This is a genomic window from Clostridium tetanomorphum, from assembly GCF_017873215.1.
GTDB classification, from domain to species: domain Bacteria; phylum Bacillota; class Clostridia; order Clostridiales; family Clostridiaceae; genus Clostridium_AO; species Clostridium_AO tetanomorphum.
The window spans coordinates 1-26,367 of the sequence record NZ_JAGGKA010000014.1 but is presented as its reverse complement, the minus strand read 5'-3'; the positions used below and the strand labels follow the sequence as shown (position 1 = coordinate 26,367).

General features: G+C 29.6%; 26 protein-coding genes and 1 riboswitch. Of the genes, 1 reads left to right on the top strand and 25 read right to left on the bottom strand.

Annotated features, from left to right (window positions below; translation table 11 throughout):
* The 9 genes from hisF to J2Z24_RS13530 all read right to left on the bottom strand — a co-directional run bounded on the left by hisF (nucleotide 1) and on the right by J2Z24_RS13530 (nucleotide 7,826).
* Complete coding sequence (gene hisF, locus J2Z24_RS13570) at nucleotides 1-759, bottom strand: imidazole glycerol phosphate synthase subunit HisF (RefSeq protein WP_035152360.1); 759 nt, start codon at nucleotides 757-759, stop codon at nucleotides 1-3.
* On the bottom strand, nucleotides 741-1,460 hold the full coding sequence (gene hisA, locus J2Z24_RS13565; RefSeq protein WP_035152357.1) for a 1-(5-phosphoribosyl)-5-[(5-phosphoribosylamino)methylideneamino]imidazole-4-carboxamide isomerase: 720 nt from the start codon (nucleotides 1,458-1,460) through the stop codon (nucleotides 741-743). The genes hisF and hisA overlap by 19 nt, the downstream gene beginning before the upstream one ends.
* On the bottom strand, nucleotides 1,457-2,059 hold the full coding sequence (gene hisH / locus J2Z24_RS13560) for an imidazole glycerol phosphate synthase subunit HisH (RefSeq protein ID WP_035152354.1): 603 nt from the start codon (nucleotides 2,057-2,059) through the stop codon (nucleotides 1,457-1,459). The genes hisA and hisH overlap by 4 nt, the downstream gene beginning before the upstream one ends.
* Nucleotides 2,060-2,638 carry an imidazoleglycerol-phosphate dehydratase HisB gene (gene hisB, locus J2Z24_RS13555; RefSeq protein ID WP_035152353.1) on the bottom strand — a complete coding sequence of 193 codons (579 nt, stop codon included), beginning with the start codon at nucleotides 2,636-2,638 and terminating at the stop codon, nucleotides 2,060-2,062.
* Nucleotides 2,625-3,677 carry a histidinol-phosphate transaminase gene (gene hisC, locus J2Z24_RS13550; RefSeq protein ID WP_035152350.1) on the bottom strand — a complete coding sequence of 351 codons (1,053 nt, stop codon included), beginning with the start codon at nucleotides 3,675-3,677 and terminating at the stop codon, nucleotides 2,625-2,627. Before hisC ends, hisB begins: the two co-directional genes overlap by 14 nt.
* A 3-nt stretch (nucleotides 3,678-3,680) precedes the next feature.
* Entirely contained in the window at nucleotides 3,681-4,967 is a 1,287-nt protein-coding gene (hisD, locus tag J2Z24_RS13545) for a histidinol dehydrogenase (RefSeq protein ID WP_035152348.1), read from the bottom strand.
* 2 nt (nucleotides 4,968-4,969) lie between these two features.
* A complete protein-coding gene (gene hisG, locus J2Z24_RS13540; protein ID WP_035152345.1) occupies nucleotides 4,970-5,596 on the bottom strand; it encodes an ATP phosphoribosyltransferase in 627 nt (208 codons plus the stop codon).
* A 6-nt stretch (nucleotides 5,597-5,602) separates the two neighbouring features.
* Nucleotides 5,603-6,559, bottom strand: a complete 957-nt coding sequence (locus J2Z24_RS13535; RefSeq protein ID WP_035152342.1) for an ATP phosphoribosyltransferase regulatory subunit — start codon at nucleotides 6,557-6,559, stop codon at nucleotides 5,603-5,605.
* A gap of 400 nt (nucleotides 6,560-6,959) precedes the next feature.
* Nucleotides 6,960-7,826: a YitT family protein gene (locus tag J2Z24_RS13530; protein WP_035152339.1), complete on the bottom strand. Its 867-nt coding sequence runs from the start codon at nucleotides 7,824-7,826 to the stop codon at nucleotides 6,960-6,962.
* A 202-nt stretch (nucleotides 7,827-8,028) separates the two neighbouring features.
* A riboswitch (cobalamin riboswitch) is annotated at nucleotides 8,029-8,207 on the bottom strand.
* 270 nt (nucleotides 8,208-8,477) lie between these two features.
* Here J2Z24_RS13530 and J2Z24_RS13525 point away from each other — a divergent pair.
* Complete coding sequence (locus tag J2Z24_RS13525; protein ID WP_035152336.1) at nucleotides 8,478-8,942, top strand: pyridoxamine 5'-phosphate oxidase family protein; 465 nt, start codon at nucleotides 8,478-8,480, stop codon at nucleotides 8,940-8,942.
* A 30-nt stretch (nucleotides 8,943-8,972) separates the two neighbouring features.
* Here the strand turns inward: J2Z24_RS13525 and J2Z24_RS13520 are convergent, their stop codons facing one another.
* From J2Z24_RS13520 to J2Z24_RS13445, 16 genes are all read right to left on the bottom strand, one after another.
* On the bottom strand, nucleotides 8,973-9,908 hold the full coding sequence (locus J2Z24_RS13520) for a hypothetical protein (RefSeq protein WP_035152334.1): 936 nt from the start codon (nucleotides 9,906-9,908) through the stop codon (nucleotides 8,973-8,975).
* An 88-nt stretch (nucleotides 9,909-9,996) separates the two neighbouring features.
* Nucleotides 9,997-11,697: a methyl-accepting chemotaxis protein gene (locus J2Z24_RS13515; protein ID WP_051593442.1), complete on the bottom strand. Its 1,701-nt coding sequence runs from the start codon at nucleotides 11,695-11,697 to the stop codon at nucleotides 9,997-9,999.
* A 284-nt stretch (nucleotides 11,698-11,981) separates the two neighbouring features.
* A complete protein-coding gene (locus J2Z24_RS13510) occupies nucleotides 11,982-12,782 on the bottom strand; it encodes a glycoside hydrolase family 73 protein (protein WP_051593441.1) in 801 nt (266 codons plus the stop codon).
* Nucleotides 12,783-12,958: 176 nt separating this feature from the next.
* Nucleotides 12,959-13,138 (bottom strand): hypothetical protein, encoded by a 180-nt coding sequence (locus J2Z24_RS13505; RefSeq protein ID WP_035152331.1) that lies wholly within the window; start codon nucleotides 13,136-13,138, stop codon nucleotides 12,959-12,961.
* 275 nt (nucleotides 13,139-13,413) lie between these two features.
* Nucleotides 13,414-13,971 carry a dihydroxyacetone kinase transcriptional activator DhaS gene (gene dhaS / locus J2Z24_RS13500; RefSeq protein ID WP_035152328.1) on the bottom strand — a complete coding sequence of 186 codons (558 nt, stop codon included), beginning with the start codon at nucleotides 13,969-13,971 and terminating at the stop codon, nucleotides 13,414-13,416.
* A gap of 169 nt (nucleotides 13,972-14,140) precedes the next feature.
* Entirely contained in the window at nucleotides 14,141-14,743 is a 603-nt protein-coding gene (locus J2Z24_RS13495) for a DUF421 domain-containing protein (RefSeq protein ID WP_035152325.1), read from the bottom strand.
* Nucleotides 14,744-14,799: 56 nt separating this feature from the next.
* Complete coding sequence (locus tag J2Z24_RS13490) at nucleotides 14,800-15,471, bottom strand: DUF421 domain-containing protein (protein ID WP_035152322.1); 672 nt, start codon at nucleotides 15,469-15,471, stop codon at nucleotides 14,800-14,802.
* 46 nt (nucleotides 15,472-15,517) lie between these two features.
* Nucleotides 15,518-15,898, bottom strand: a complete 381-nt coding sequence (locus J2Z24_RS13485; RefSeq protein ID WP_111947496.1) for a DUF4363 family protein — start codon at nucleotides 15,896-15,898, stop codon at nucleotides 15,518-15,520.
* Between the two features lie 162 nt (nucleotides 15,899-16,060).
* Entirely contained in the window at nucleotides 16,061-17,428 is a 1,368-nt protein-coding gene (locus J2Z24_RS13480; RefSeq protein WP_035152318.1) for an MATE family efflux transporter, read from the bottom strand.
* A 63-nt stretch (nucleotides 17,429-17,491) separates the two neighbouring features.
* Nucleotides 17,492-19,222, bottom strand: coding sequence for an ABC transporter ATP-binding protein (locus J2Z24_RS13475; RefSeq protein WP_035152315.1), 1,731 nt, complete (start codon nucleotides 19,220-19,222; stop codon nucleotides 17,492-17,494).
* A 12-nt stretch (nucleotides 19,223-19,234) separates the two neighbouring features.
* Complete coding sequence (locus J2Z24_RS13470) at nucleotides 19,235-20,989, bottom strand: ABC transporter ATP-binding protein (RefSeq protein WP_035152314.1); 1,755 nt, start codon at nucleotides 20,987-20,989, stop codon at nucleotides 19,235-19,237.
* Nucleotides 20,990-21,012: 23 nt separating this feature from the next.
* A complete protein-coding gene (locus J2Z24_RS13465; protein WP_035152312.1) occupies nucleotides 21,013-21,633 on the bottom strand; it encodes an ABC transporter ATP-binding protein in 621 nt (206 codons plus the stop codon).
* Complete coding sequence (locus J2Z24_RS13460) at nucleotides 21,630-22,427, bottom strand: ATP-binding cassette domain-containing protein (RefSeq protein ID WP_051593440.1); 798 nt, start codon at nucleotides 22,425-22,427, stop codon at nucleotides 21,630-21,632. Before J2Z24_RS13460 ends, J2Z24_RS13465 begins: the two co-directional genes overlap by 4 nt.
* A 10-nt stretch (nucleotides 22,428-22,437) precedes the next feature.
* Nucleotides 22,438-23,253 carry an ABC transporter permease gene (locus tag J2Z24_RS13455; protein ID WP_035152310.1) on the bottom strand — a complete coding sequence of 272 codons (816 nt, stop codon included), beginning with the start codon at nucleotides 23,251-23,253 and terminating at the stop codon, nucleotides 22,438-22,440.
* Nucleotides 23,250-24,236 (bottom strand): ABC transporter permease, encoded by a 987-nt coding sequence (locus J2Z24_RS13450; protein WP_035152308.1) that lies wholly within the window; start codon nucleotides 24,234-24,236, stop codon nucleotides 23,250-23,252. The genes J2Z24_RS13455 and J2Z24_RS13450 overlap by 4 nt, the downstream gene beginning before the upstream one ends.
* Before the next feature lie 9 nt (nucleotides 24,237-24,245).
* On the bottom strand, nucleotides 24,246-25,889 hold the full coding sequence (locus J2Z24_RS13445) for an ABC transporter substrate-binding protein (protein ID WP_173702721.1): 1,644 nt from the start codon (nucleotides 25,887-25,889) through the stop codon (nucleotides 24,246-24,248).
* Nucleotides 25,890-26,367: the final 478 nt, after the last annotated feature.

The following is a 26,367-nucleotide window of genomic DNA, read 5'->3' as shown; positions in this document are numbered from 1 at the left end:
CTATATTCTCACTTCAATATTTTTATCTTTTAAATACTCCTTAAGATCCAAGATATTCATTTTTCCAAAATGAAATACAGAAGCCGCAAGCACTCCATCCACCTTTGCATATTCTATTGCATTATAAAAGTCCTCCATTTTTCCCGCGCCACCGGATGCAATTACAGGTACATTTACAGAAGACGTTATTCTTCTTAAAAGCTCAACATCATAGCCATTTTTCATTCCATCTTCATCTATACTATTTACCACTATTTCTCCCGCTCCAAGCTCAACTCCTTTTGTTGCCCACTCTACCGCATCTAAATCTGTTTTTTCTCTTCCACCTTTTATATAAACAATCCAAGAACCTTCATTATTTTTTTTAGCATCTATAGATAATACTATACATTGTGTGCCAAATGTTAAAGATGCCTGTCTTATTAATTCTGGATTTTTTATAGCAGCAGAATTTATAGAAACCTTATCCGCTCCGCTTCTTAAAATACTTGTAATATCTTCAATTGAAGAAATTCCTCCACCTACACAAAACGGTATATTAATATTTTCAGCTACCTTTTGAACAAACTTCAAGGAGGTCTTTCTTTCTTCATTGGAAGCGGTTATATCATAAAATACAAGCTCGTCTGCTCCAAAATCACTATAATACTTTCCTAATATTTCTGGACTATCTACATCTACTATATTTTCAAATTTTTGTCCTTTCACTACCCTACCATTGCTCACATCTAAGCAAGGTATTATTCTTTTTGTAAGCATTTTTCAACCTCCTTATAATCTAATAAATTATCATAAAAAGCTTTTCCTATTATTCCTCCATATATATTCATTGCTTTAAGCTTTAATATGTCTTCAATTCTTGTTATACCTCCTGAGGCAATAATATTTAACTTAGTTTTTTTTGATAATATTTTATAGATATCAAAATTAGGTCCTCCTAGCATACCATCCTTAGAAATATCCGTATAAACTATTGTTTTTACTCCTATGTCTTCAAGTTCTTTACATAAATCTATAGAAGAAATCTCACTTACTACTTCCCAGGCCCTTGTTGCTACTTTTCCTTCTTTAGCATCTATAGAAACTACTATTTTTTCATTATATTTAGAAATTAATTCTTTTAAAAGTTTCTTATTTTCAACAGCTATGGTCCCCACAATTACTCTTTCTACTCCCATAGCTAGAAGACTTCGCACCTTTTCTATACTTCTTATGCCTCCTCCTATTTGAACAGGTAGTCCTATATTTTTTACTATTTTTTCTATGGATTTTTTATTAATAAACTCTTCGCTTCTAGCTCCATCTAAATCTACTAGATGTAAAAATGAAACTCCTTGTTCTCTCCACTTTACCGCCATTTCAAAGGGTTCATTAGAATATACCTTTAATTTATTAAAATCTCCTTGAGAAAGTCTTACACATTTATTATTTTTTATGTCAATTGCAGGAAAAATTATCATATTATCATCTCCCCATAAGCTTTTAGTATGTTAAGTCCAACTTGAGAACTCTTTTCTGGATGAAATTGTATTCCATAAATATTATTTTTTCTTACAATAGCAGGAATATTAATGCTATATTTGGTATAACATACCAATTCTTTATTTGTAGATTTTGCATAGTAAGAATGTACAAAATATACATATTCATCTTCACTTATATATTTTAATATTGGATCATCCTTATAAAATTTTATATTATTCCATCCCATATGTGGAATTTTCAAATCTACATCTATTTTTTCTACAGTTCCCTCTATTAAACCTAATCCTTCATACTCTCCATTCTCATAACTTTTATCATAAAGTAATTGCATACCTAAGCATATTCCAATTATAAATTTTCCTTTTTCTACTTGTTCCTTTATTACTGGTATTAGCCCCATACCTCTTAATGAATCTATAGCATCTCTAAAAGCTCCTACTCCTGGCAAAATAATTGAATTACAATTTTTAATTTCATCTATATCTTTTGAAACCTTAGTTTCTATCCCTACTTTTTTAAAAGCTCTCTTTACAGAGTCTATATTCCCAAGTCCATAATCTATTATTATATTCAATCATAAAACCCCCTTTGATGATGATACATTACATGAAATAACCTGTATTGCTTCTTTTAATCCCCTAGAAAAAGCTTTAAATACAGCCTCTATTTTGTGATGATCATTTTCACCATATAAAACATTTATATGGAGAGTTACTCTAGCTTCACTTACAAAAGCTTTAAAAAACTCTTTAAAGTTTTGTGTATCCATACTTCCTATGTTTTCTCTTTCAAAGTTTATATTAAAAACTAAATAAGGACGGTTGCTTATATCTAAAACTATACGGCATAGGGCTTCATCCATAGGTATATAAACGCTAGAATATCTTTTTATACCTACTCTTTCCCGTAAGCACTTATTAAAAGCCTGCCCTAATGCTATACCTATGTCCTCTACAGTATGGTGGTCATCCACATACAAATCTCCACTGCAATTTACTATTAAGTCAAAAGAACCATGAAAAGCCATTAGAGTAAGCATATGATCAATAAAACCAATACCTGTATTAATTTCACTTTTGCCGCTGCCATCTAAATTCATTTCTACAGCTACACTAGTTTCAAGAGTTTTTCTTTCAACCTTAGCTTTTCTCATTTTCTTTTATCTCCTTTAAACATTTAATAAATTCCCTATTTTCATATTCACTTCCTACAGTAACCCTAAAGTATCCTTTTAAATCCTCTGAAAAATCTCTTATAAGTATTCCATACTCTGCAAGCTTATACTTTAAATCACTAGTTTCACACTTAAAAAACACAAAATTTCCATAAGATTTGAAAGCCTTAATTCTTAATCTATTTAGCTTAGTATATAAAAATTCTCTCTCTTTTTTTACCTCTTCTACATAGCTGATAATTTTATCTTTATTTCTAAGCGCCATTACACCTACATATTGGGTTAAAGCATTTAAATTGTATGGAGATCTTACTTTGTTTATTATGTTAATTGTTTTTTCATTAGATACCATATATCCAAGTCTTACAGCTGCAAGTCCCAATGCTTTTGATAAAGTTCTCAAAACTATTAAATTTTTATAGTTTCCTATTTCATTCACCATAGAATCGCCTGCAAATTCTATATAAGCTTCATCTACTACTACTATTGAGTCCGTATTTTCCAATAGCCTTTTTATATAATCTTTATCTATCAAATATCCTGTTGGATTATTAGGATTACATAAAATAATAACCTTAGGGTTAACTTCTTTAGCCTTGTTTATTAAAAGTTCTATATCTATAGAAAAGTCTTCATTACTTTTAAGTCCCATAAATTTAGCTGAATATATTTTGCTAAATATTGAATACATACTAAAAGTAGGAACAAAACTTAAAATAACTTCATCCTTATCTACAAAAGTTTTTATTATAAGTTCTATCATTTCACTTGAACCATTGCCAGCTATTATGTTTGTCGGATTTATATTTATATATTTGCCTATTTCCTCCCTCAAAATGTTGGCCTCATTATCAGGATAAAAATTTATATTAAAATCTTCTCCAAATTTAATTCCTTCTTTGTATATATCTTTAAATAAAATGTTTTTGCCCTCATTAGCATCTAGCTTTATTTTATATTTAAAGTTATTAGGAACATATTCTTTTAAATTTCTTATACTTTCTTTTATTAACTCCATAAACTACTCCTCCTGAAATCTAACTTTTATTGAATTAGCGTGAGCTGTTAATCCTTCATCTTCTGCAATCCTAATAATTGAATCTTTAGATTTTCTAAGTGCTTCCCTGCTATAATAAACTAATGAAGTTTTCTTTATAAAATCATCTACTGAAAGAGGTGAAGAAAATCTAGCAGTAGAACTAGTAGGTAAAGTGTGATTTGTTCCTGCAAAATAATCTCCCACTGGTTCTGGTGAATATTCTCCAATAAATATTGCACCAGCATTTTTTATTCTTCTATATATATCAAAGGGATTCTTTGTTAGTATTTCTAAGTGTTCAGGTGCTATTTCATTAGCTATATCTATAGATTTACTTAAACATGTAGTTATAATAATTGCTCCATAGTTTTGTAAAGATTTTTTTATTATATCTTTTCTCTGGAGAGCATTTACCTGTATTTCCAACTCCTTTACCACATTTCTAGCAAGAATTTGTGAACTTGTAACCAAAATAGGAGCCGCCATTTCATCATGTTCTGCTTGTGAAATTAAATCTGCAGCTACATATTTTGCATTAGTGTATCTATCTCCAATTATTAAAATTTCACTAGGCCCAGCCACCATATCTATTCCTACATAACCAGAAACCTTTCTTTTAGCCATAGCCACATAGATATTGCCAGGACCCACTATTTTATCTACTTTCGCTATTGTTTCTGTTCCAAAGGTTAGTGCTCCTATACCTTGTGCTCCTCCAACTTTATATATTTTATCTACCCCGGCTATAGATGCTGCTACAAGTATAGAATCCTTAATCTTTCCATGTTTATTTGGTGGAGTTATCATAATAATTTCTTTAACTCCAGCTATTTTTGCAGGTACTGCATTCATTAATACTGTAGATGGATAAGCTGCACTTCCACCAGGAACATATATACCTACTTTTTCTATAGGGTTTACTATTTGTCCTAGAATAATATCTTCTCCTTCATAAAAAGTATAAGAATTTCTTATTTGTTTATTATGGTATTTTTCTATGTTTATCTTTGCCTTCACTAAATCTTCCTTTAAATTTTTATCTATGTTATTAAATGCATTATCTATTTCTTCATCTGATACTAAAAAATTTTCTAATAGGACTCCATCAAATTTTGATGTATATTCTCTTACAGCTTCGTCTTTTCTTCTATTAACTTCTATTAAAATTTCATCAACAACTTTGTTTACCTCATAAAACTCAAATTGACTTCTTGATAAAAGCTTTTTTAAAAATTTTCTATCCTTTTCAAATTCAATTATATTAATCATAGTTATCCCTCCATATTATTTAATAATTTAGTAATGTTTTGTATCCTATGAAATTTAAATCTATAGCTTACTCTATTACATATAAGCTTAGCACTTATATGGAGCATATCTTCAATTACTTGAAGTCCATTGGCCTTTAATGTATTTCCTGTTTCCACTAAGTCTACTATTACATCAGAAAGACCTACTAAAGGTGCTAGTTCTACAGAGCCATTAAGTTTTATTATTTCAATTTTTTGACCTCTTTCATCAAAATACTTTTGCGAAACTTTTGGATACTTAGTTCCTACCCTTAATATTTCATCTTTTTTATAAACACTTTCGCCTTTTATACCAGCTATAGAAAATTTACATTTTCCAAATCCTAAATCTAAAATCTCATATACATCATTATCACTTTCTAAAATCACATCTTTTCCAACCACTCCTAAGTCTGCTACTCCCTTTTCCACATAAGTTAGTACATCCGTAGGCTTAACATATATAAAATTTATTTTATTTTCTTTATCTTTAAAAATAAGTTTTCTTGAATCTAAATCTATACAATTTCCCAAGCCCGCTTTATTAAATACTTTATACGCTTCATCTCCAAGTCTACCCTTTGAAAGAGCTATAGTAATGTAATTCAACTTCTATCACCTTCCTTTATAATAATTTTTCATTAACCCATATAAATTTATAGAAAAGCCTATAGCTGAGACTTTTTTACCAAATTCTTTTGTTAAGGAATCATATCTTCCTCCACTTATAATCTCTCTATAACAATTTGGATAATATCCTTTAAAAATTAATCCATCATAATAATCTAATTCTGTAACCATAGATAAATCAAAATTTATATATTTTTTATATCCATTCTCCTCTATAAAATTATTTAGATTTATAAGTTCTTCTATAGCTTTTTTCATTTCTTCATTGGTATAAAAACTTTTAGTCATAGATATAATTTCTGTTAAGTTACCCTGAAAAGTTAAAATGTTAGATAAAAGCTCATACATTTCATTTGGTAAATTTAAAGTTTGTATTAAATTAATCAATTCAAACTTATTTTTTCTGTAAATTAAGTTCTTCAACTGATTTTCAGCATTTTCATCTAAATGCAACTCATTTAAAATTCCATTCACATATTTACTGCTGCCAATTTCTAAAATAAAATTATCATTAAATTCCTTTAAAACTTTTAACGCTACTCCTACTACAGCTCTATTTCCTTTAAATGAATTTTCTCCCAAATATTCAATTCCCGTTTGTATAATTTCTTTAATATTTGCTTCATCCTTATTTCTATAAATTGTAGAAGTATAAAATAACTTAAGTTTTAAGTCTTCTTCCCATCTTGGTATTAAATTCTTAATTATATTAAGAGTTATATCAGATCTCAATATAAAAACCTCAGAGGTATTATTTAATACCTTTACTGTAGATTCCTTTTTTATCCTTTTGTTGATTTCCGTAAATTTATCCCACTGTTCAAAAGTGGATGGCTGAATTTGAATAAATCCTTCTTTTAAAAACATATCCTCTAACATTTTTATCATTTTATATCTTTTAGCAGAATAATTTATCTCATCTTTAATTTTTAAAAATTCCATTATATTCACCTACTCTTTATATTTTGATAATATAAAAAGCCATATAGGCATACCTATATGGCTTTTCTTTATATATAAAACCATCATAGATACAATCCCTGAAACTTAGGCAACTAAATCAGGGATTGCATCTATGAACTATTGTTAGTTCAAATTACAAACCCTTTTATCTATGATGATGGAATTCAACCTTTGACTTCATTACAACTATATTGATCATTTTACATTCTCCTTTCAAAGTAAAAACTTACTTTACACAAAAACAAAACAATTTTACTTTACTAATTTATCACGCTAAATTACAAAACTTTAAATGAATTATACTACTTTAAAAATCTTTTTTCAATAGATTTTTAAAATTTTATAAGTTAAATATTTTACAATACTATTATTAGCTGTACTAAATTGCTGGTTTTAAAAATCCTTTTCCTTTTATTTCTTCTGCTTCTGAAATAGATACTAAAGCATTATAATCTAGTTCTTCAACTAACTTTTTAACGTTATTTAATTCTTTTGTAGTTAACAGACAGTATATTATCTTTTTCTTTTCTCCAGTGTACCCCCCTTCCCCATAAAGATAGGTCGTTCCTCTTCCTATTTGATGCATTATCATATCAGATATTTCCTTTTCTTTCTCTGTTACTATCATAACAATTTTCTTATGATCAAACCCTTCTATAACCTTATCAATTATAGTAGCTTTTATATACATTAAAACTATTGTATATAGCGTTAATTTAAAGCTAGTAGCAAATACACCTAAAAGTACTATAACTCCATTTAATAAAAAATATAAAGTAGACATTTTGGCTCCATTTTTCTTTCTTATTATAACAGCAATTATGTCTGTCCCTCCTTGAGAAGCTCTACTCCTAAATACCAACCCCATACCTATACCACTTATTATGCCTCCAAATACAGTCGATATAACTAAATCATCCACTACTAAAAAATTAGATATATTTTTAGTTAAAAGTAGAAATAAAGAAACAGTAACAGTACCTACCAAACTAAAAAATACAAAATCCTTGTCTACTTTTTTTATGCCTAATATAAATATAGGTATATTTAATATAAATACCCAGTATCCTGATGGTATATTAGTTATATATTGAGCTAAAAGAGATATACCTGCAATTCCCCCACTTAACAATTTGTGTGGAGCAATAAATATATTTATTCCTAACGCGTATATTAAACCTCCTATACTCACCAAAAAAATCCTTTTCCAAAAATTCTCTCTTTTTATTACAGGCTCATTATTCATAATTTCCCTTCTTTCATAGAATAACTATTATTTAAAATTAAAAAAGACTTCTCAAGAGAAGTCTTTTACAGTATCCAAATATATTTCAGATATAAATTTCTCAGCTTAATAATATAATACAAAAGTATTACATATAATTAAAAAAATATATCCATAGTGTACACTTAAATTATCGATACCGCAAATTCCTTCCCTCCGAAAGACTGCTGCGAAGTTATAGGCAGGTCTCCTGACTTTAGCTTCATCCTCTTCTTTCCTTCCCAACTTATCGTCAGTGGTTTATCCGATTTGTCTGCTATTACAGTAGCGGGGGCTGTTGTGGCTTTTAACCACATTCCCTTTTAATTTTTCTATAAAAAAACCTATAACTTATTATTCAATTTTAAATCTACCTTAATTCTATTTCATAGCAAACTATAAATCAACCTGATTATTTTATGGTTATATAGCTATATTACTTTTTATATTCATTAATCTTCTAATTTTGACGCTTTTCTTTCATTATTGTAATAGCTTTTCCATGGTAATGTATTATATATTCACTATATAAAAATATAAATTAATAAGAATTTATAAAAAACTATTGACTATTACCTAAGGTCATCACTTAAAATGATTATTAAATAATATAAATTATATGGGAGGATTAAAATGTTTAGAGAAATAAGAAAAAAGGATAGAGCTTTAGGAGAAAAAGATGCCTTTGAATTATTAAAAAATGGTGAATATGGAGTTTTATCTTTAGTTGGAGAAAATGATTATGGTTATGGAGTTCCATTAAGCTATACATTAATTGATAATTACATATATTTTCATTGTGCCATTGAAGGATTTAAATTAGATAGTATGAAAAAAAATAATAAAGTTTCTTTTTGTGTAGTTGGGAAAACTGAGACTCTTCCTGAAAAGTTTAGTACAAAATATGAAAGTACTATAGTCTTCGGTAAAGCATATGAAGTGGAAAATGAAGAAAAAGAAACAGCTCTTCAATCCATAATAGAAAAATATTCACCTAATTATATTCCTCAAGGTATAGAATATATAAAAAGAGCTGCTCATAAAACAAAAGTAATAAAAATTGAAATTGAAAATATTAATGGCAAAAAAAGAAGTTAAAAATCAGCGAACTTTTTCGCTGATTTTTTATTATTCTAAAACTACTATTTCTCTACAGTTTCCTATAGGAGGCAGGCTTCTTGTAACCTTTCTATCATAATATACTAATATATGTTGCCCTTCTTTTAAATCTTTACATAATAATTCCTTTCTATTTTTAGCACTTATAATCTTTATATTTTTATCTAAGTTAAGTCTTATTTCACTGTATCCTTGTTCTGTAACTTTTTTACCTTTTACAAGAATAGATACCCTATCTTTATTGTTAAGTAGGTTACTTATATTTCCTTCTGTTGCTAATAAACTTTCATTTTGTTTACCTAAAATCACAACTTTTTCTGGCATATAAATACTAGGTAAGTATCCTATTAGATTTATCATTTCGTCTTTTTCACTAAAATATAATCTTAGCTTACTTCCTACATTTATATCTTCAATAGATGATTTTTCTCCTTTATCATTTACAATTTCAGTTTTTTCTGTAATAAAAGTAAATGTAGCTTCATCTTTAGATTTTATATAAGCATGTTTTTTATTGTTAAATCTCGCTATATCTCCTACAGTTTGTTCTAAGTTATCCATATTTTCAGATACAACCATAATTTTTCTTCCATAAGACATTGGTGGAATACTTAAGGTAACCGCTGGTCCGTAAAAAGCCCTAACTTTTACTCCTTTTTTTAAATCTTCTTTAGTTAATTTTTTTCCATTAAATTCATCTATTATTTCACTTTTATCATCAATAGAAATATTAATATTCTTCATTTTAGCTATTATCCCATTATTAACTGCTATTATATCTAGTATTTCTCCTTCAGCACTACTAATATCAACTTTTATACTTTCATTGTTACTAATCACCATTTTTTCCTGATTTACAGGTATATTCGCTGCTGCTGCAACTCCTGTAATTGGCAATGCTAAAGTAATACAAGTCAATACCAAAATTATTCTCTTCTTAATCATTTAAAATCCTCCTTATTCATGTTAAAAATCCTTCTGTAACTATTAGACGATTTAAGTAAGGAAAATGATGCATAATAATTTAAATTTTTCATTCTTTAATTTTAAATATATTAATTTCTCCTATCAATTCATTTGTAAGTCCTCGCAAATCATTAGCTGTTTTTGCTACCTCTCTTGAGGAAGAATTCATTTCATTAGAAGATGCTGATATTTCCTCTGAAGATGCTGATATTTCTTCTGCAATAGAAGAAGCGCTTTCTATTTTCTCAAATATATTATCTTTCTCTTCATTTATAGCTGTTGCTGACTTATTTAAAAGATTTATTTTAGGTACTACTTCTTCAATAGATATAATAATATTTTCAAAAGAATCTAATGAATCTTTTATTACATCTGAAGAATCCTTCAGTTTACCATCTATGTCGCCCGTATCATCTACAATATTTTTAGTTTCCTTTGATATTTCACTTATAAGAATACTTATGTTATTTGAGGACTCTTTACTTTGTTCCGCTAGATTTCTTATTTCCTCTGCAACTACAGCAAAACCTTTACCTGATTCTCCTGCTCTTGCAGCTTCAATTGCTGCATTTAGTGCAAGTAAATTTGTTTGTTCTGATATATTATTTATAAGAACAGTTATCTCATCTATCTTATTTATATTTTTCCCTAAACTATCTATCTTTTGAACGAAATTTTTAAAGGATTGTCCTACATATTCAAAAGATCCCTCTAAATTTTTCATTTTATTACTGCTGCTATTAGCAGTAATAGCAATTTCATTAGAAATATTATTAACTTCATCTAGTCCATTGACTACTTCTTTGATGGAATTTGCAAAATCATCTAATATATTAGTTATATCAACTAAGTTCCCTGCTTGATCCCCAGTTCCTTTAGCTACATCACTTATGGCTGCTGATATATTGTCAGAAGAAGAAGCCATTTCTTCTGATATAGTACTTAAGTTTTCTGAAGAACTATTTATTGAATTACTCTTGTTTTTTAAACTCTTTATAATATTTCCAAAGTTGTTTATTGTACTTTGTATATACATTTTCATTTCTTCAAATTCATTTTCACATTCTTTTTTAATATCTAAATCTAAATTTCCTGCAGACATTTCTTTTAATATACCATCTATTTCTTTTAAGAATCCATTAAAATTTTTAACAGTTCTAACAGATAGCAACGCAAAAATTATAATACAAAAAATTATAATCCCAATGAGTATACTTCTATTCTTAACAAATATTTGATTACTTTCTGTTTTATCCTTTTCTGCTAATTTAATATCGTAATCCTGTAGATCATTTAATGACTTTTCTATTTTGGCTCCCATTTCTGTTATTTTGTCTGCCTCTACCTTTGATAAAGGCTTACCCGATTTTGATAATATAACTGATTTTTTGGCTATCTCCAAATAATTTTTATAATTATCTTGAAATACTTTTAAATATTTGGACTCTTCATCATCACAATAGGACTTATATTCATTAAGATTTCTCATTATTTCTTTGTCACTTTGATCTATAAGATCCATGTATTTTTCATCAAAATTTAAATCTGCATTAGCACAATTCAATCTTATAAGTACAAAATTTTCTCTTATTTTTGATACATTAGTAATAGGAATTATGCCATGGTCATACATAATAGAAACATTGTCGTTAATTTTACTCGTACTAATCATGCCATAGGTTCCAATTATTAAACTGGAAATTATGGCAACAATAGATAAAATTATTATAGTAGTAGATACTTTTAAATTTTTAAGTAATTTCCTCAAGTTACCCCTCCTACAACACTTTACCAATATACTGTAATAAATTAATTATATTGGTAATATAATATGTTTTAGTGAAATTATATCATATTATCCTATACTTTTCATGAACATTTTTATATTTTAATTTTACATAAAGAAAAAGCCCATAATTTTTAAATTATTATAGGCCTCATTAGAGACTGTCGCACTAAGAAAAAATTCTACAATATATTGTGTTAACTTTAAGCTTGCAAAACAGTATATTGTATGTAAATTCCTTAATGCGACAGCCACTAAATTTAATCTTATTTTTCTGGTATTTTTATAACTATATCATTTTCTTTAACTATCTCTCTATTTTTATTATATGCTTTAACCTTTATCTTATATTTAGCCCCTTTTGAAAAAGTATATCCACCATTTCTAACTGTAATAACTTTACTACAATTTTTTTTAAGCTCTCTATAGTTATTATTAGGAGGTTCTATATCAAAAGCCCAACTTGCTCCTTTATCATTATCCACCCAAGCAAAAACTCTTACTATATCACTAGAATAATCTCTAATAATTAAATTTAAGCCAGGAGAACCGCTATTATATGAAGCATACGCTCCTCCATCTATCTTAATAAAGCTATTATCTAAATTATCATATTTGTTTAATTCGTATTGTTCTATCAAATTAATAAGTGTCTTTGCATAATTAGGATCTGTTGCATATCCTGCTTTTTGTAGTGAATTAGCTTGTCCTATATAATTCTTTGCACTAAAAAGTCCTGCTTGCCTATATCTAGAATTATTAACTAAAAATAAGGCATGATCTTCTATAGATTCTTCGTAGGAATTGTAAACTCTAAAATAATCGTTTATTTTAATTTTTCTTCCATTATACCATTCATAGGTTGAATAAAGTTTTTTTATTCCTCTCCATTCCCCTATAGCTTTTATACCAAAAAGATTTTTACTTTCCTGTGCTAGTGCACTCTTTCCCCAAGCTGACTCCAATATTGCCTGAGCTATTGTTATACTTGCCAGTATTTTATATTTCTTTTGTGAAGCTATTGCCCCATATTTAACACCATTTATAAAATTATCTGTATATGCCATATTATCGCCCCTTATACTTTTTTAATACATACATCTAGTAATTTTAACCAAAAACTCTTTGATTATATAAACCCTGGATTAACCAGGGTTTACTTTTAAAATAATTATATTGTATGAGTATATTATTTTTTTCCTACATAAGCTTTATAGAATTCAGTAATATAATTTCATATTTATTAGTTACCTATTATTCTTACACTTTCTCTATTTTCTTCCGTAACATAATACCTCCAAAATGGAAATTGAACACAAAATACTACTGCTATATCATGACCTACTTCCGTGCATAATCCAATTTTTTGATGCCACTGACTATTGTCTAATATTTGTACTTTATCACCTTTTTTTATATCCACAATTCCACTCCTTTTGCAACATATTTAAGTGATAGGTTTGTATTGAAAACCTCCTTTTACTATATTGCCAATTATTATTTTTTTAATCCTATTGTAGATATAATTATATAAATTTCCTTTGTATAAAATATACTTTATACTTTATTATATCTTTATACATATTATTTTGTTAAATAAACAATTTATAAGTTTACGTTAAAAAAGATTGTAATTTTAAGTTTACAACCTTTTTATTTATAGACAAAAAATTAGGGATAATACTAAATCTATTATCCCTATTCCTGCATATATTTGTTTATTGCTCTTCTTATGTCACCATCAATGAGTTTGCTAAGTTTTTCTATAATATTTTCTGGCTTTTCTTGTGTCCCCGATTTTAACCATACCAGCAATAAACCAATGAAAGCGTAACTATAGAAGTCTGCAATAAATTTTTTGTTTTCTTTTGAAATATTAACTCCATTGGACAGTTCTTCTATCACGCCAATTAACAAATCAAAAGTAACACTATACAGAAACTGCTCTAAATGTTCTCTTCCTAAAGAATGAAAGGTATTAATACTAAAGGATTTATTCCTCTCAACATATTGGAAAGTCTTCAAAAATCCTTGCTGCCAAGTATCATAAGTTTTATAATCAGCGATAGCATCTAAGGCTTCAGTTTTGTAAATCCATCCCAACAAATCATATATATCTTGAAAGTGATAGTAAAAAGTCTGGCGATTAACACCACAATCTGTTACTATATCTTTTACAGTAATCTTTTCAAGTGGTATTTTTATCATTAATTTTTTCAATGAAGCAGCAAGTCCCTTTTTTGTCATTCGCGACATTATCTATCGCCTCCTAAATGAATTTTAATATTTATCCTAACCTTTATTATATTTTACCATATAATTCGTTAAAATCTTATTCTATAGAAGAAGCTAAATTACCCATTTCATATAACTTTTATCAATAAAATAAACACCTGAAATTATTCAAGTGCTTTTTTATATACTTTTATGGTTCATTTTTGTTCCCCTCAAACTTTTTATTTTTTATCTCTTGAAAAATATTATTTTTTTCGTTTAATTGAGTCCTTGTATTGTTCAGAGCCATTGCCTTTATTTGAGATATTTCATTTATTAACTTCATAAATTCCTCTTGTGTTACAGGCTTTTTGTTATCCTTTAATTCATATCCAAGCTGCCCACTTACTTCAATTGTTGCATACTTTACATCTTCTATAGAAGATATTCCCGCCTGCCTTAAACGGGTTTCAAGTTTATCTACTGTCATTCTAAGTTTTCTTAAGTTTTTAATATGGGGTTTGCCATTTTCGATGACAATTACTGCTTTACCAGAAAATAATGTTTCTAAAAAATCAACTTTTATTTCCAAATACTCGGTAATTATCATTAATAATGTAAACATAAATGCAGCTAGAAAAGTAATAGGTAATCCTTTTCCAGATACGGGCTGAATGAGCAATGAGCCTAACCCTATCATCACAATGGTTTGTGATATTGTCATTTGAGAAATTGATTTTCTTCCACCTACTCTTAAAATAAATGTTCCTATAATAAATATAAGAATTGACTGCCATATCCAATTTAATTCCATTTCTTTTATTCTCTCCTCCTTTTAATAACTAAATGAAAATAAATACATATATTTATTTATTTTTTTAGAACACTTAGTTGCCAACTTGTATCAAGCTCTGCAATTCCTACTTCTTTTTTATAATCTAATATTCCCTGCTTATTTAATTCCTGTAATAACCAATCTTTAGTTCTTTTTATATGCTTCAGATTCGTATATAAAATATCTCCATCCATTATTAATGGTATAGTGATGCCTTGTTCATATGTTTTTATATTTAAATCTTTTAATGTAACAGGTCTATTTTCAGATTTAGGAAAAACAGAAATATTGCCTTGAGGTTCCATTATAACTGTATCCAAATCAGATATTTTGTCATATCCCTGCTGCCTAATTAATCCCTCTAATTGATTTAAACTTAACCCTGTACTTTTCAACGCCTTCATATTAAGATTTCCTTTATTAATAATGACAGTTGGAGTATGTTCCAGTATAGGTGTAAGAGCATTTTTAAATGCCAATCTAGTACTGATAATCATCAAAATTACTAATAATCCAGCACCATAAACTGATTTTATAGTAACTTTATCTACTAGTGGTTCAGCAGCTACATTAGCTAAAATCATAAGCCCAGCTACCTCATAAGCAGTCATTTGTGCCATTGCCTTTTTAGTTAATCCTCTAGTACAAAGATATGTAAAGTAAAAAACTAAGATAACTCTTATAGTAAAAGTTAAAAAATCAATCATTATGCTCCTCCAATTATGCTTATATTTTATATCATATATAACCTAATCAAGGTCCTGAAAATGGTCTCATAACAAGATTTAGTGAGGACTTTAATCCACCAATATATTCAAGAGCTGCATTCTGTTCATGTTGTATTGAAACATCTAACTGCCCCATTGTATAGTTAAAAGTTGTGAGAATTTCTGTAGCATTATTTGCTTGTATGAATATCCTATTTCTGTTATAAATATTTTTTAACTGTACCATAGATTTTCTAGCCTGATTCCAGTCTTTTTTTGATACACTTTCTTCTATCTGATTTAATTGAATTTTAAATTCATTCTTAGGCAAAAGGACATTAAATATATTCCACATAACAACAAAGGAAATAATCCAAATAACTCCAACAACAAATCTCATATCATTTCTACTTTTTATAACTACCACCTCTAACTATTATTTCCTATGTATATTATGTAACGTAAATTAATTTTTATACCATTTTTAACTATATAATGTCATCCATTTAATTTTTTCTAATTCAATAAAAATTTTAAAAAATTCATAAGACTAAATATTAAAAGCCAGCTATAATACTGACTTTTTAGATTACCTTCTCTGCTCTATGCCTGACGATATAAATTTGCTTACCATCTTTTTATATTGTCTAAACATTATAACAATTCCAACTATTATAATCAGTGTATCCACCAATGGTTGTGTAAACCAAACAGCTGTTAATGCAAAAGCTTTCGGCAATAACAGAATAGCTGGAACGAATAAAATAACTTGTCTGAACATGACTAACAAACCTGCTGTTTTTCCATTTCCTATGGATTGAAAAAAGGCAATCATTATTACCAATATTCCGTAAAGGGGAAATGAACTATAAAAAGTTCTAAAATTCTCAATTCCTGATAAAACTAAATTCTCATTGGTAATAAATAAACTTAAAACTTGTTTTGGTAAAAATTCTATAGGAATCCAAAATACCAAAGCCAAAACAGTGGCTCCTACAATAAAAGTATTGTTGGCTTTCTTAACACGTTCATAAAAACCTGCCCCGAAATTAGTTCCCACAACAGGTTGTAATCCTTGAGACATTCCCCAAAGTGGAATAAAGGAAAAAGCATAAATTCTAAGATTAGCTGCCATTAATATTCCCTGATTATCTCCCCCATATTTAAATGCCATACGATAGAGTAGTGTCTGTTGAATGAACATCAACACTTGCATCATCATAGCAGATGACCCTACAGAAAACATTTCTGATTTAATATTTTTATCTATTTTAATTTTATTAATTTTAACTACTTTACTCTTTTTCTTAAAATAATTCAAGGTAAGTACGGCTTGTATTATCTGAGAAATCACCGTTGCAATTGCCGCCCCTTCTATTGCCATGTCTCCAAAAATTTTCATTAGGATTGGATCTAAAATAATATTTAAAATTGCTCCAAATCCCATAATTAACATGGCTTTTTTCATTAAGCCTTCTCCACGTATTACCATATTTGCACTTTGAGCAAAGTTTACAAAGATAGAACCAATAAAAATAATTCTAAGATAGCGGACTCCAAGTTCTAAAATTTCCCCGGAAGCTCCACTTATTTGTAAAAGCTGTGTTGTAAAAGTTAATCCCAGTATCATAATTACAGTGGAAAATAAAATCACCCATGCAATCAAATTCCCCATAATAGTGTCAATGATTTTTTGATTCTTTTTTCCTATAGCCCTAGATAAAATTGAAGCAGATCCAACTCCAATCAATGTAGAAATTCCACTATTAAAAAAAGTTAATGGAAAAGCAACAGATATGGCTCCCATAGCTTGTTCTCCAACTAATTGTCCTGCAAATACTCCATCCATAAAGGAATATAAACCTATGACAACCATACCAATAATGGCAGGTGTACAAAGTTGAAACATCAATTTTCTTGGAGATTCAGTAAGTAATTTTTCTCTTATATCTTTCATTTTTCCTCTCCTTATTACATTATTTAATTTATTGATTGATGCAATGGCATAACTTAGCTCTCATTAATTTAGTTTCCATCCCACTGCCTTTTTTCGAACATTAATAAAGTTCATATAAATTCCTTCTTCTTGCATCAGTTCATCATGTGTTCCTTTTTGAACCATTTTTCCCTCATCAATAACCACTATTTGATCAGCATTTCGCACGGTCTTTAGACGATGAGCAATCATAATAATAGTCTTATTTTTAGTCAGCGCTTCCATAGCCTCTTGAATATATTTTTCATTTTCAGGATCTACATTGCTAGTTGCTTCATCCAAAATAACAATAGGTGCATCCTTTAACATAGCTCTTGCTATAGAAATACGTTGTTTCTCACCACCAGAAAGGCTTGATCCTGCTTCTCCAATGATGGTATCATACTGATTGGGCAATCTCATAATAAAATCATGACAGCGTGCTCTTTTGGCTGCGTTTATGATTTCTTCCTTGCTTGCACCATATTTACCAAATTTTATATTATTAGCAATAGTATCATTAAATAGATACACTTTTTGAAAAACCATACTTATGTTAGAAAGTAAACTATCTAATTTATAGTCCTTTACATCGCATCCACCTATAGAAACATCCCCTTTATTCACATCCCAAAATCTAGCTATCAAATTACACAAAGTGCTTTTACCACTTCCAGATGGCCCTACAATAGCAGTTGTAGTCCACTCTGGAATCTTTAGACTAATATCTTTTAATATCTCCTTTTCATCATAAGAAAAATAAATATGATTCATTTCAATGTTATAGTTATTAGGTATAATTTCTTTCCCATCTGTATCAATAACAGGTATATCATCAATTTCATTTACTTTATCAATAGAAACATCAATTATTCGAAGCATAGATGCTGTACTTCCCGCTGCTTCCAGTTTACTGAAAATCATGAAAGATGAAATAACCATTAATAAACAATAACTGACTTGCATATTTCCTGTCACACAAAGATAAACCGCAACAATCATAATCACAACACTAGTTAATCTTAAAATCAACTGTTGAAGAGCAATATATGGGATAAAGGCATCCTCAAGAGCCAAGTTCTTATCTTTACTTTCTTCAATGGCTTTGTCTACCTTTTTATTGGAACAATCTCCTAAATTAAATGACTTGACAATCATCATACCTTTAATGTATTCCAAGGTTGATTCCACTAGTTTTGCCTGTGCAATCTGTCTTTTTTTCGAATCATTGTGAGCTCTTCTTTGTAATAGACTATTTGCACTAAAGAACAATAAAATACCTACTATAACAATGAGCCCAATACTAAAATCAAAGAATAACATTCCTATAGCAATTACAAAGGCATGAATATATCCATTTAACACTTTGGTTAAGACTAAAACTGCATTATTTTCAATATCACTCATTGTTGTTGTAACAACAGATGTAATCTCTCCTAAACTATGACTATTAAAATAGCCCATTGGCATATATTTCATTCTATCACCGATATAAATCCTTTTATCAGCGCACATATAATACGCTGCTTTTGTCTGATCTAAGTTTGCTACATAACTAGTGCCTACTTTCCCAATAATACTAATGAGCATAACTATAAAAGCTTCCCATAAAATTGACCAGTTCATACTCCCTATCAACCCTTTAAGTACAATAACTAAAGCAAATAACTGCATGAAATCAAAAATAGAGTGAATAATATTTAAGATTACAGAGCGGATAATAGAGTTTTTATACTTTTCCGAGAATTGAAATATCTTTTTTAATGTTACTAACATATATGTTCCTCCTTACATTTTATCTTTAGCATCAATATGTGCTCTCCACATGGTGCTATATAATAATGAACTATTTAATAATTCTTCATGTGTTCCCATGGAATTGATTTCGCCATCCTTGATGACAAAGATACAATCTACATCAACAATAGTAGATAAACGGTGGGCAATCATAAGAAGTGTCTTTCCTTGAATAAGCTTTGCGATTGCTTCTTGAATAATAGCTTCATTTTCAGGATCTGTATAAGCTGTAGCTTCATCTAAAATAATAATAGGAGCATCTTTTAGCATGACTCTAGCAATGGCAATTCTCTGACGTTCTCCACCGGATAAGTGACCTCCATTACCGCCCACAACCGTATTATATCCATTCTCTAAACCCATAATAAAATCATGGCATCCACAATCTTTTGCTACTTTTATCACCTCATCCTCTGTTGCTCCTTTTTTGCCTATTCTGATATTTTCCATTACAGTATCATCAAAAAGATAGTTATCCTGAGAGACATAAGCAATTTTATCCATGAGCTCACTTTGAGGAATGTCTTTAATATTAATACCTCCTATAATAACTTCTCCCTTTGTTACATCCCAAAATCCTGCAATTAATTTTATAATAGTTGATTTTCCTCCACCAGATGGCCCAACAAAAGCATTTATCGTAGATGGTTGAATGTTTAAATTGATATATTTTATAACCATATTTTCCAGTGATGGATTCCTATCATAGGAAAAATAAACATTCTTCATTTCAATATTAGTATTTGGAATTTTAACTGATATTTCTGGTCTCTTAAGCTCAACTTGATTTAAAAAATTTCCTACTTCTCCTATAATAGTTTTTAATTGAGAAACATTATCTGTATAATTTATAACATCCATAATTGGACTGATAAGCCCTAAAGATAATATAACAATGGTAATTAAATTCTCAGCAGAAAGTGTACCTCGCATATTGAAATAACAACCAAATGGTAATACCGCAATCAAAACAGCTGGCCATATAGAAAAACTTAAAGATTTATAAATTTGAGTGTCACTCATCCAATCTACAGCATACCGAGCATTGTCATTAACAGCTTTTGTATACTTATCATAGGATTTTGCTGACTGATTAAATGCCTTAATAACCTCTATACCATTTACATATTCAATAACGGTAGAATTCATAGTACGAACCTTTTGAATCATTTTTTTAAATCTTTCTGTATAGCCTTTTGTCATTCCCTTAAAGCATAAAAATCCTATTGGTACAGTAGCCAACGCCACTAATGCCATTAGTGGATCTAAATAAAGAATATATAAAACAATAACAATGGGAATTAATATATTTGATGTAATCTCAGGAATTAAATGGGCTAAAATTGTTTCCATGCTTTCTACCCTATCCACAATTGTATTTTTTAACTTTCCTGATGGGGTTTCCAAAATGTAACCCATTGGCATACTAGATAGCTTTTTAATCATTTTAATTCTAATATCCTTTAAAGTATTATAAGTAGCAATATGAGATGACGCTGTTGAAAGATTCATAAACAACGTCTTTAGAACAACTCCTATAACTGCTATCACAAACAATGCAATATACCCTTGAAAATCTTTATTTCCACTAACAATCTTTCCAACAATTCTAGCTGCTATAAAATAGGGAATCATTCCCGAAAAAACTCCAAGACTGGCTAAAATAACAGATTTTATAAATCCATCTTTATAAGGTTTCATAAGTTCTTTCAATTGATCTATAGATGTATCTTTTTCCTTTGCCATTTAGCATTCTCCTTTCATTTCTTTTATGTACAATCCTTTATCTCGCCTTTATCTCGAATAACATAGACTTTATTACAAAGTTTTTTTAGTAATGCCTCATCATGACTAATTATAAAAAGTCCCAGATTTCTTTCTACTGAAATATTAAGCATCAAGCTCCAAATTTTGGCCTGCGTAATAGTATCAAACATAGCTGTCATTTCATCTGCAATTAAATATTTCACAGATGGATGAAGAGTTCTTGCAATACAAAATCTTTGTAGTTCTCCTCCTGACAATTCATTTGGATATCTTGAAATCCAAATATCCTTGATTCCACAATCTTTTATAGTTCTTTCATCCACATTCCATACTTCATTTAAGGTTTTAATCATACGCCACTTTGGATTAACTGCTTTATCTGGATGCTGAAAAATAAGCTGGCTGGGTTTAATTCCTTTAATTTTCTGTACATTTATTCCATCAATTAAAACCTGTCCACTAGTAGGCTTTAAAATTCCACACATAAGCTTAGCAAAGGTACTTTTCCCTAATCCACTCTCTCCAAGTAAACCAATGCATTCACCTGGAGATAATGTAAAGTTCACATGACTTAGTACTTCTTTTGAATCATATGCAAAGCACAGGTCTTGTATTTGAATCATATCCATCCCTCCTTTATAGATGATTGATAAATAAAATCATTTCCTGGCATAGAATTCCATAACTCACATGTGTATGGGTGCTTTAACCTCTCCCCCTTACCACAAAAATCTTCTCTTTTTGCAATATCAATAATTTTTCCATCATAAAATATAGCAATACGATTTGCTATTTTAAGGGCTGAAGATATATCATGAGTAATCATAAGAACCCCGGAGCCATCAGATACCATGTCTTTAATACTTTCTAATATTCTCTTAATATTTTTTCTATCTAGTCCTACTGTTGGTTCGTCTGCAATAATTAACTTTCCTTTTTGACTCATAGCTATAGCAATGAGTACACGTCTTGCCATACCTCCAGATATTTGCTGTGGATACAAAATTTCATTTTCTTTCTTTAAGCCATACTTTTCAAATAAAGCATGAACTTTGCTATCTCTACCTTTATAATCTTTTATTCCTATTTTTACTTGATTACCTATTTTCATAATTGGATCTAAATAATTAACAGATTGGGGCACAAAAGAAATTTCTTTACCTCTTAATTTTTCAGATTTAAGTTCTTTTCCCTGATAAAAGATTTTTCCACTTGAACAATGGTTATTTGGTAAAATTCCAAGTATAGCATGTGCCAGTACACTTTTCCCTGAGCCACTTGCTCCTAAAATAGCAACAATTTCTCCCTTATGAATCGTTAAATTTATATTATTTAATACTTTTACTTTCTTTCTAGTAAACCATTTATCATATTGAATAAATGAAAGTAAGTAGTCTTTTACACTTAATAATTCCATATTACCCCTCCTACATCTGAGCACTATGACAATCTAAAATCATAGATAATTTAGTTCCAAGGGAATCAAATAGTTTTACAACTATAAGAAGTACTATTCCTGGACAAACTGCCAGCCACCATAATCTGCTGGATAAATACTTAGTAGCCTCTGAAAGAATAATACCAATTGCAGGTATTTGTGGTGACAAACCAAACCCTAGAAAAGTAATAGATGCCTCGTGTAAAATTGCATGTGGAAACATAACAATTACTGCCACCACAAGCTTTGAAATAATATGAGGAATAAAATGTTGAATAGCGATCCACATTTTATTCTTACCTCCCTGCCTTGAAAATACGATATAATCACTTTCACGAATTTTCATTACCTCCATGCGAATAACTTTAGCTAAATTAGGCCAGTGAGTTGCAGCAACACCAACAATTACACCTTTCATCCCTCCTCCAACACAAACAGAAATCAATACACAAACCAATAATTGAGGAATTCCTAAAAATAAATCAATCATCCAAAGAATAAATTCATCACCTGCTTTCCCAAAAGCAGATGCTAATAATCCCATAATCAAAGAAACTGCTGTACTACAAAAAGCTGTAATAATACCAACTTTCATGCTTATATTCATTCCCTTAATAGTTCTTACAAACATATCTCTACCAAGCCAATCTGTGCCAAAAAAGTGTTCTTTACATGGTTCTAGATTTTTCAACTCTAAATGAACGGAAATTGTTTTATCACTTACAAAATAATTGAAATAAGCAAATATACCTATGACAATAATAAAAACAATAGATAATAAAATAAATTTTTTACGTACACTCATTTTGACACCTTCTCTCTTACTCTTGGATCAATAAAATAAGCTATTATTTCTCCTGCTAAATTACCAGCAAAAATAATAATTGCACTAAAAAACACACAACCTAATAACAATGGCGCATCTCCTCGTAATCCTGCATCTACTGTAGCTTTCCCCAGTCCAGGATAAGAGAAAATTTGCTCTACCAATAAGGATGCTCCTAAAAGTTCACTAAAGGAACCAAATTGAAACATGATACTTGGAATTAACGCATTTCTAATCTCATGAAATTTAAGTCGCTGTTTTTTACTTTCTCCTCTAGCCTTGGCATAGAGTATATAATCTTCACTTTGAATCTCAACAAATGTTCCCCTAGTGTACATTGCAATATTAGCAATTCCAGTAATAGATAAAGTAAAGCAAGGTAATATCATATGCATAAGTTGTTCCATCCAAGTTACATCTTCACTAAATACTGCAATAGGAACACTAAGCCCTACTGGAAACCATCCTAGCCAAACAGCAAAAATCATCATAATAATAATTGCCAACCAAAACACAGGTGCAGAAAGAATAGTGAGAAAAACTGTTTTTAGTATTTTATCAATCCATTTATTTTCATGTATTCCTGCAATCATACCAAGTAAAAATCCAACCAATCCTGAAACAAGCCATTCAGTAAAAATCAGCAAAATAGAAGCGAATAGCTTTTCTAAAACCACATTTAACACAGGTTGATTATAGATCATGGAAATTCCAAAATTTCCATGCAGCACTTCAACAAACCACTTCCCAAATTGCTGAAGTATGGGGGCATTTAATCCCCACTTTTCTTCTATAAGTAATCTCTGCTCTTCTCCCACTAATGTAGCCTCTGCCCCAATAAAAGATCTTACTGGATCCAAAGGCGATAGTCTCACAAGCAAAAAAGATATAAGACAAACGATACATAAAAAGGAAGCCAGTCGGCCCAGCTTCCATAAAACATTTATACTTAATTTCCTCATATAACCACCCTAATTTTTCCATTTCCATTTTGCAATGTTATCTGTGATTGGCCAACCTGTACCATGTGGTTGAATTCTCTGTTCACCAATATCTAAATCATCACGTACAAAATATAAATGATTTATATTTACAAGCCATGTCCAAGGTGCATCGCCCTGTGCGCTAAATCCAGTTATTCCATCCCATTGAGCCTTTTTGAAATAATTATTAGCTTCTTCTTCAGATAAAGCTAATAAAGCCTTATTCAGATATTCATCAACCTTTGGATTTGAATAATAACCAGAATTAAAAAATTCTAATCCCATTGTCTTACTGCTATATACATTGTATAACTCAAGGGGACTCAAATTACCCCAACCAAGCATCACAGCATCAGAATACATTCTCTTGGGTATTTCATCCCAGCCTTTTCCTTTTACATTAATCTTGATACCAATAGGCTTCATTTGATCTGCTACAGCTAAAGCAAGGGATTGCCTTAATGCATCATTAGATGGGTAAAGTAATGTAAATTCTGCCTTTAAACCATTCTTTTCGAGAATGCCATCAGAATTAGTATCTTTCCATCCTCCATCAACTAAAATCTTCTTTGCCTTTTCAATATCTGCATCTTTAATTTTGGAATCTGGATTATACCAAGGAAGTCCATCACATATGGAATAACATTCTGTTCCAAAACCATTTAATATACCATTTACTAAACTTTTTCTATCAACAGCAAAGTTGATTGCCTTTCTAATTGCAGAATCTGAAGTTACATCATTACCAACTGGATTACCCTTATTTCCTTTATGCCCAGATTTTACATAAGGGAATATAATACCCCTATTATCTACTGATTGAACTTCTAAAAGATGCATACCTTTAATCTTTTCTTTTCCAAGGGTTGGAGTGACATAAAGAATGTCTACCTTGCCTGACTTTGCCGCTGCTAAACCTGCATCTTCATTTAAATATAGAAAAGTTAATTTTTTAAAGAAGGGTTTGTCTCCATAATAATTTGTATTAGCTCCAACTATAAACTGCTGTTCTTTATCCAGCTGTACAAGTTTAAATGGTCCTGATCCAATTGGATTGTCACGGTATTTATCATTATGCGCATGTTTTGGAACAATGCCAAGTTTCTCAACAATATTAATAAAAGTTGACTGAGGATGTTTTAATTTAAAGTTTATGGTATAATCTCCCTGTTGTGTTACGGAATCTATAATATTCAAATCAACAACTGAACCGCTTTTTGCTGTCGTATTATAAGTATATACAATATCTTTTGCAGTAAGAGGCTGTTCATCTGTGAACTTTACATCTTTACGAATATTAAAGGTCCAAGTTAACCCATCATTAGAAACTTTATAGTTCGTTGCCAAATCATTTACGATCTTATTGTCCTCACCTCTTTTCACAAGTGTGCTTTGAAACAAGGGAGAACCATACCTCCCCCAACCAGTAGTAGGATCAAATCCGTTTTCCACCATTCCAGTGTCAACTGCAATAACTAAATCCGTTCTTTCCTTATTACTTTCAACACTCTCTTGGTTTAATAAATTGTTTGAAGTTGCTTTTTCATTCTTTCTTTTCTGACAACCTATAAGCCCTAAAGCAACAATAGAAACTGATAATGCTATAATTAAAGTTTTTTTCAGTTTTAACATTTTTGTTTTCGCTCCTTCCTTATGCTATCAAGTGATTCTTAGATTCAGATGAATTTAATTAAGAGAATTCTTGGAAACTTTGCTTCTTAGAAATCCTTATTCTTTAGTTGAAAAACTTATCCAGACTCATACCAGTACTTATCTTCCACCTAAGAAGCGAGAGTATTCGCATTGGTAGAAGGTCGGATAAATTCAAAATCTATACTCTTTGAAAGTCTAATATAATTATCCTCAATTTACTCTTCTTTCTCTATTGCTAACCAGGATTTTCAATATGACAATCGGGAATGTTTTTAATCATAATCGAGTAGGAGGGAAAATTAATTAAATTTTCCCGACCTCTCACACCACCGTGCGTACCGGTCTGGTACACGGCGGTTCTTTAAGAATTATGTGCCTTCATATATTTTGCCGACAGGCTGTCTAAACCTACGGTTTTAAAGAATTGATTATTTAGAGTAGTTTGTAAAATAGGACT